3 protein-coding genes are annotated in these 7,118 nt (G+C 39.8%); 2 read left to right on the top strand and 1 reads right to left on the bottom strand.

The features are described 5' to 3' along the window. Nucleotides 1-1,480 (top strand): GH116 family glycosyl hydrolase (locus RMO27_RS10465; RefSeq protein WP_309732098.1); only part of this gene is annotated, 1,480 nt, incomplete at its 5' end. A 116-nt stretch (nucleotides 1,481-1,596) separates the two neighbouring features. On the opposite strand, the gene RMO27_RS10460 is transcribed toward RMO27_RS10465, so the two are convergent. Continuing rightward, on the bottom strand, nucleotides 1,597-5,550 hold the full coding sequence (locus tag RMO27_RS10460; protein ID WP_309732096.1) for a hypothetical protein: 3,954 nt from the start codon (nucleotides 5,548-5,550) through the stop codon (nucleotides 1,597-1,599). Between the two features lie 903 nt (nucleotides 5,551-6,453). Here RMO27_RS10460 and RMO27_RS10455 point away from each other — a divergent pair. Further along, a partial coding sequence (locus RMO27_RS10455) for a molybdopterin-dependent oxidoreductase (RefSeq protein ID WP_309732094.1) occupies nucleotides 6,454-7,118 on the top strand: 665 nt, incomplete at its 3' end.

Raw genomic sequence — 7,118 nt, 5'->3', positions numbered from 1 at the left:
AAAGATTCCGTTTATTCTCGCTTGGGATTTCCCCGTTACCGAATTTGGCAAAGACGTAAATTATTATCGTCGCTATACCGATTTCTTCGGTCGATCGGGTGAAAATAGTTGGGCGATGGTGCGGACTGCGCTCAAACATTCTGATACTTGGCAAGAGCAGATAATTAACTGGCAACAACCGATTCTCGATCGATCCGATCTGCCCGATTGGTTCAAGATGGCCTTGTTTAATGAGCTGTATTTACTCACCGATGGTGGGACATTATGGTCGGCGGCTGACGATCGCGATCCGGTGGGACAATTTGGGGTTTTAGAATGTCTGGATTATCGCTGGTATGAAAGTTTAGATGTTCGCTTATATGGCTCCTTTTCTGTCCTCTTACTGTGGCCGAAATTAGAGAAATCAATCCTGATTGCCTTCGCCAGAGCGATCGATACTGAAGATACTAATAAACGCCTGATTGGTTACTACGTCCAAACCGCATTCGGCTATGAAGATCGTCCCCAAAATGTCGATCGCGATGCGATGATGGCACCCCGCAAAACTCTTCACGCCACCCCCCACGATCTCGGCGCACCCAACGAACATCCGTGGGAAAAGACCAACTATACCTGCTATCAAGATTGCAATCTGTGGAAGGATTTGGGTAGTGATTTCGTTTTGCAAGTTTATCGCGCCTATGTATTTACAGGTAAACAAGATATCGAATTTCTCGCCGAATGTTGGACGGCAATTGTTGATACCTTAGCCTATCTCAAACAATTCGACCTCGATAACGATGGCATAATTGAAAACTCCGGCGCACCCGATCAAACCTTCGACGATTGGCGACTGCAAGGAATTAGTGCTTATTGTGGCGGATTATGGTTGGCAGCACTAGAAGCCGCGATCGCGATCGGTCAAATTCTCACCCAACAATACCACGGCGAACTCACACCCAAACCTACCGAGATTATCCCTCAATATCAAGCCTGGTTAGATTCAGGAAAACCTATCTATCAAGAACAACTCTGGAATGGTAGTTTCTACCGCATCGATACTGGTAGCGGCTCCGACGTCGTGATGGCAGATCAATTGTGCGGTCAATTCTACGCCAAGCTCCTCGGACTAGATGACATCGTGCCCATAGATTGTGCCAAAACTGCCCTAGAAACAGTCTATCAATCCTGTTTTCTCAATTTCCAAGGCGGTAAATTTGGAGCCGCCAATGGGGTCAAAATCGATGGCTCACCATCGAATCCTAAAGATACCCATCCCCTCGAAGTCTGGACGGGAATTAACTTTGGCATTGCGGCATTTTTAGTACAAATGGGAATGCGCGAGGAGGCATTGAAATTAGCCCAGACAATTGTCGAGCAGGTATATACGAATGGGTTGCAATTTAGAACCCCTGAGGCGATTACTTCTGCTGGCACTTTCCGCGCCAGTCACTATCTCCGCGCGATGGCAATTTGGGGAATTTATCACACTTTGAGTTAAGGATCTCGGTAAGTTTGTTATGGCAAAGTGAAACATAAAATCTATAAAATAATATTTTTCCCTTAATTAGGTTGAATTTTTTATTTTCTTTGTCTAATTTCTTAATATCAAATACTCTAACCTTCTCCAGCTAACCACCTTGCCTGAACACCAGCACTTTGAATCGGAGCGTGAGAACTTTCACGCCAAAGAGCTAGAACTGATTCCAAGTATTTTCTACTTTCGTAATCAGTTCTAGTTGTATCTATCAGTTTGTTCATTATCCACTGTGCTGCCAAATCCTGTTCTGTAGTCAATAAGCACAAACAAACAGAAAGAGCTTTGATATACCAGTGACCAATTTTTGATGTGTAAAAATCAACTATTAGTTCTTTTACATTTGTGATTTTTTCATCAGATTCGGGATGGAGAAGAAGCATTATTAATGATGCTGCCTGGACCCTTGATCCCATTTCCGTGTTCTTATATATCTGCTGCAAACACATTGTATTCGGAACCATTTCAAAAATCATTTTTTTAATCACATCATGTTGTTCTCTGTGAATTTCTCTGTGAACCCAGAATATTCTCTGAGTAGTTAACATTGCATTTAACAAATGAGGGATAAGATTTGCTTCCAATGGTAAATTCAACTTAAATGACGTAAATCCAGGAAATGTATCTTCATCAATTACATTCTCAGAAATATTGGATAGGATAATTTTTCTAAATTCATTTTCTTTTGTAGAAACTTGCTTTAATAGCTTGCCCCAAACAGAAGGTTTTGATAAAACTAGGCTAGGTCTTTCAATAACCTTATCAAGAATAATACTTAGGACTTCTTCCCCATTGAAACCTCTAAGAATTCTATGTGCTTCATCTAAAGTCCAAAGATAAACTCCTGTATGTGGATGCTTGTCGATCACTTTTTTCCATAACACTATTTCTAAATTCTTCTTTGATGGTTCTGGTATTACACGAATTTTTAGATTTTTGTCAATCTCCTCATGAAACTCTTGATCATCAATAGATTTCAAGCTAGCAATATTATCGATTATTGACGATGAAATCAAATTATTCATTGGCAATGATAAATTCAAGCTGGAAAAAAATAAATATATTAGATCGCATTTTTTAATGTTAAACCAATTAAATATTTCAATTAAATTTGAGCGACTACTACTCTTTGCATAACGAAATAGCAACTGGGTTATTTGAACAAAATCACAGGAAAAAGACATGTCTTCTGACAATTCTGTTGCTGATATTTTTCCCGAAAAATGAGACTTCCATTTGACAACCTTGATGAATTCATAATCTTGTACAGGATCAATATCGCTAGATTCAAATGGTATATTATTTTCAGATACAAATAAATTTATAAACTTCTGCTCTGTATTTGATAGCTCTAATATATTAGAGGTAGAGAAGAATATATTATGATTAACTGTAATAATTTGAACAGCCGCTGCAAATGCATCTATTGAAAGAGAGAGCCATTGATTCCCTAATAAGATTTCTCCAATAGTTTTCAGAAACCATTGTTTAGCATGGTTAGATTTGGGTCTGGCCTGCCTTTCATTGTAGAATTCTCTTTCTAGCAGGCTGGATGTTAACAAACAAGATAAATATTCTGAAGGTGCTTGCTTTAAGAATTTAGTTACATATTTTATGTCTTCTGCGTACTCAATATTATCTGGTAATATCTGTGTCAAAATAATAGCAGCTCCTATGCTCTCGTTATAATTACTTTCTTTCAAGCAAGAGACAAGAAAACTATATAACCAGGATTTTGAATTTGATTGATTTATTTGTGTAAGAGTAAAAAGTAAGTTTGCTTTTGTCGAAGTGGCTAATGGTTTGAGCGAATTACGAAATTGCTGTCGAATACGTTTGTCTTGTTCTAATACACCTTCTTGAAGAAGCCTTGCAACTAAAATAGATCCCCTCGCTAATCTTTTATTTAGGAGTCGAATGTGTTCATCTCCCTCATTTAAATTCTCTAGAACTTGAATTGCTACTGTTAATTCTGTTTTGCGATCATTCTCAATGAGAGCACTAAGTAAAAAATGTGTGACTTCTCGCCAGTGTGCATCACCTGCAATAAGCTGTAGTCTATCTCGTAACTCATCTACACTAGCAGACTCATAAATAAACTCAGCAGCAAAAAATTCTTGTAATTGCCGCACATCAAATCGAACATAATCGCCATCATCAGGGGTACTAACTAATACAAGTCGATCTGTTGTTGCTTCCATTAAGATATCAACTTGCTCGTCTATATTTGTCTCTACCATCTGAGAAACTGCACCTGTCACTAGCAGCTTAAATTCATCACGACTAAGCTTTGTTTGAGCACCTTGACTAGATTCTGCTTGTGCATGTAAAACAAACCCTAAACGATTATGAACTGTTTTCAATAATTTTTCATCTTCCCTCAGAAGTTTTGCTATTTTTCTATCTGGCAGATCTCTATTTGCTTCTCGTTTCTTAATTACTTGATAAAAATTAGTAAATAATTTCCACCGTCTTTCTGGAGGTCTTTCTCCATCTCGAACAACAACTGCCATAATATGTGCCTGAAGTGGTGTCGTCATTAACTCACAGACAGCAGGTGATTGAATCGCAGATGTTAATATCTGCATTGATTTTTTTGATTCAGAAACAGGACGATCTAATTCAATAACTGGTTTTGCACACTCTAATGCTTGTTCTGGAGAAAGATTTAATAATTCAATGATAGGTGCATCTAAATTAGTGAATTGTCCAGAGTAACCCTGCGGTCTGGAGGTACAGATCGTAAGCATATCGGAGTTAACTGCAACAGCAATATCATTAACAAAGTGACAGACTTCTAAGGCAACAGCATCTTTCACATCTTGAGGCACTTCATCTAGTCCATCAAAAACAACAAACCACCTATAGCTTCCAATTAAACGTTTTAATGTCCCCACCTGAACTGTTTGTTCAACACCGATAGAAATATATTCAGCTAAATAGGTTAAGATTCCACGCGCCTTGTTTTTGTCATGTTGCCCAAACCAATGAGCAAAGTCTTTTAGTTCAATATACAATGGTATTCTTGGAGATGAAGTCCAAAATCCAGCCTTCTCAGCTACTTTGCGAATTTCACTAGCTAAAGCCTTCTTTGGTGCCAATACTGGTTGAATTTGTTTCTGTAAAATTAGTGCAGCTCTTTGAATTTGGCAGAAATATTGTCCGATTGTTGACTTGCCTTGCCCTGGACCACCTTTGATAAACCAGACTCTAGCGCGGGATGGATGTCTATTCCAGGAACGCCATTCTTCTGAATCAGATTGTTCGTCGTCAACTTGATGACACTTTGCAGAAGTTCGTGCCAGCCACTCTGTAACAAATCCTTGAATATGGTGTTCATCATCGCCAAATGGTAGATCGATAAACAGGTTATGAATCCCAGGTCGTGTATCGGCAGCCGATCCTGCTTGTTCTAATTTAGTGTATTGTTGCTCATCTAGTTGAGAAAGTATCAAAAAGCGTATTATCGTTTTAGCTTCTGCCGACACATCCTTCATCTGATCGTATATTTCAGTCAGGATATTTCCAGGAGTGAGAAAATGTCTGTAGTATTCACCAGCTTGAGGATTAAGAACAAGAAAGTCTAAGATCTTTCGCCCTCCCCAAATGTGAAATCTATCTTTCAAATGTGGAAATTTTTTATTAACTAGATCTCTTGCTTTGTCAAAGGATCCAGTTTGGGGAACACCAGAAGGATCGATATTCGTCGCAATAATCCAGTTAGTTGGCATTATCCTTCTCGACTCTGGTCTTTCAAACTCTGCCAATTCTTCTTTAATTTGAGCTAATAGCCATTTTTGAGGATCTTTAGACAGATTTGGCTTGTGAAACTTTGATTGGATATACCAAGTTCCTGACCATCGATCCGTCTCGCTTGGGTATGGAGCTTCTCCCTCAAAATAGCCATCCCGACCACCATCCGATCCAGGACAAAATCCTGTATGTCCAGGACCTAAGATACGCAACGCTAGCAAATTGACTAAATGCTCGAATGTATTGGGATCAAATTGACTCAGGTCGTAACTTTCAGGCATATCTACTGGTATTGGTGGAGTGAAAGATTAATAGAGTCTTTGTACTTATTTATGCCATTATAAGATATTTATCCGCTCGTAAGACAAAAAAGATGGGCAAAAGATTACCGATGTTGAACTCCCAATCTTGTGGATTCTCACTCCTACATTAGCCGCGCCAACATTGACGGATTTTGGTGCTATAAATGAAGTAAGTTGGGGCAATAGGGTGTACTTGTTGCCACCATTGCAGAAGATGGGGATTATATTATCATCATTCACCATTTACCATCGATTCCAGCTACTTTATGGCTTTGGTTCCTGGGTAAAGATAAAGTTGAACAACAAGCGATCTCCGAAGTAGCTGCTTTACCCGTCAATAGTCCATATCGCACAGATATAGCAATCCTAGAAGATCGAAGCTTCTAAGCTAGCTATTTTATTATATTCTTCTTCCTGATTTATTAAAGGATTATTCATTACTTAAACATGAGCTGTTAATTAATTGATGTCATTGCACTGCAAAACACGCAACTCAATTAAGACCGCCATATAGCCTATTATTTTCTAATATTGAATCTTCTCAATCACTTATTCTGAACTTTTACACCTTGGATCGGGGAATATCAACCTAAGATTATTTGTGATTAAAATGATAGATGTGCATGTTGATGCCATAACCAGTTGTGACATTTGTTACCTCCGCAATGCTCCAGGAAAAACTAAGTGCCCATCATTCAAAACATAGATGGCGCAATCATTATCGTTACCTTCAGCATAAATGAGAAATCATCAGAAGTCAGACCTCAATGTCAAAGTATGAGGATCGATCGCCAGATCCTCAAAATCTGTCCATTGATATACCTGAGTATCTAGCGAATTGTGATAGCTTATCCAGATAAAGCTACCTCATCGTGCGATCGAATGGATAATTCACAGCCGCAACCGCCTTTTAATGAAACCAATGAGGATACCCCAGCCATCGGCGGGGGATTGCCCGTCATTGAGTATTGGGCAGAGCAGACGCTAGCACCACAAGGCCCTAAACTGTGGAAAACATTGCTCCACAAGAGTGCGTGTCTGTCTTGCTCGTGGGGTACGGGCGGACAAAAGGGGGGCTTTACCAATGAAGAGGGTGAGAAGCTCCAACGCTGTATGAAGAGCGTGGAGGCGATTACCGCTGAGATTCAGCCTGGGGTTTCGACACATTTTTTCGATACCAATCCGATCGCCAGATTGAAACAATTATCTTCTTATGAAGCCGACAGATTGGGACGGTTGAGTTTTCCCGTGATTTTACGCGCGGGAAGTTCGCACTACGAGCGGATTTCCTGGGATGAAATTTACGCGATCGCGACTGCGGCATTCAAAAAAGATCCAGAACGCGTTGCTTCTTATAGTTCGGGGCGCGGGTGCAATGAAGCAGCATTTATCTTGCAACTGATGAAGCGGACGTTGGGTTCCAATAATCTGGCAGATTGCTCGGATTTGTGCCATGCACCTTCCACGACGGCACTTAATGAGATGTTTGGTACCAAAACATCGATCGTCAGTTTGGAAAGCTTGAAGGAAGCTGATTGCGTGGTATT

Source organism: Chamaesiphon sp. OTE_75_metabat_556 (genome assembly GCF_031378165.1).
Lineage (GTDB): Bacteria > Cyanobacteriota > Cyanobacteriia > Cyanobacteriales > Chamaesiphonaceae > Chamaesiphon.
Note: the sequence above shows the minus strand (reverse complement) of the source record. Positions and strands in the feature narration are given on the sequence as shown.

Excerpts from the sequence above, each read along its gene's own strand:
- RMO27_RS10460 (WP_309732096.1), bottom strand. The coding sequence starts at position 5,550 with ATGCCTGAAAGTTACGACCTGAGTCAATTTGATCCCAATACATTCGAG.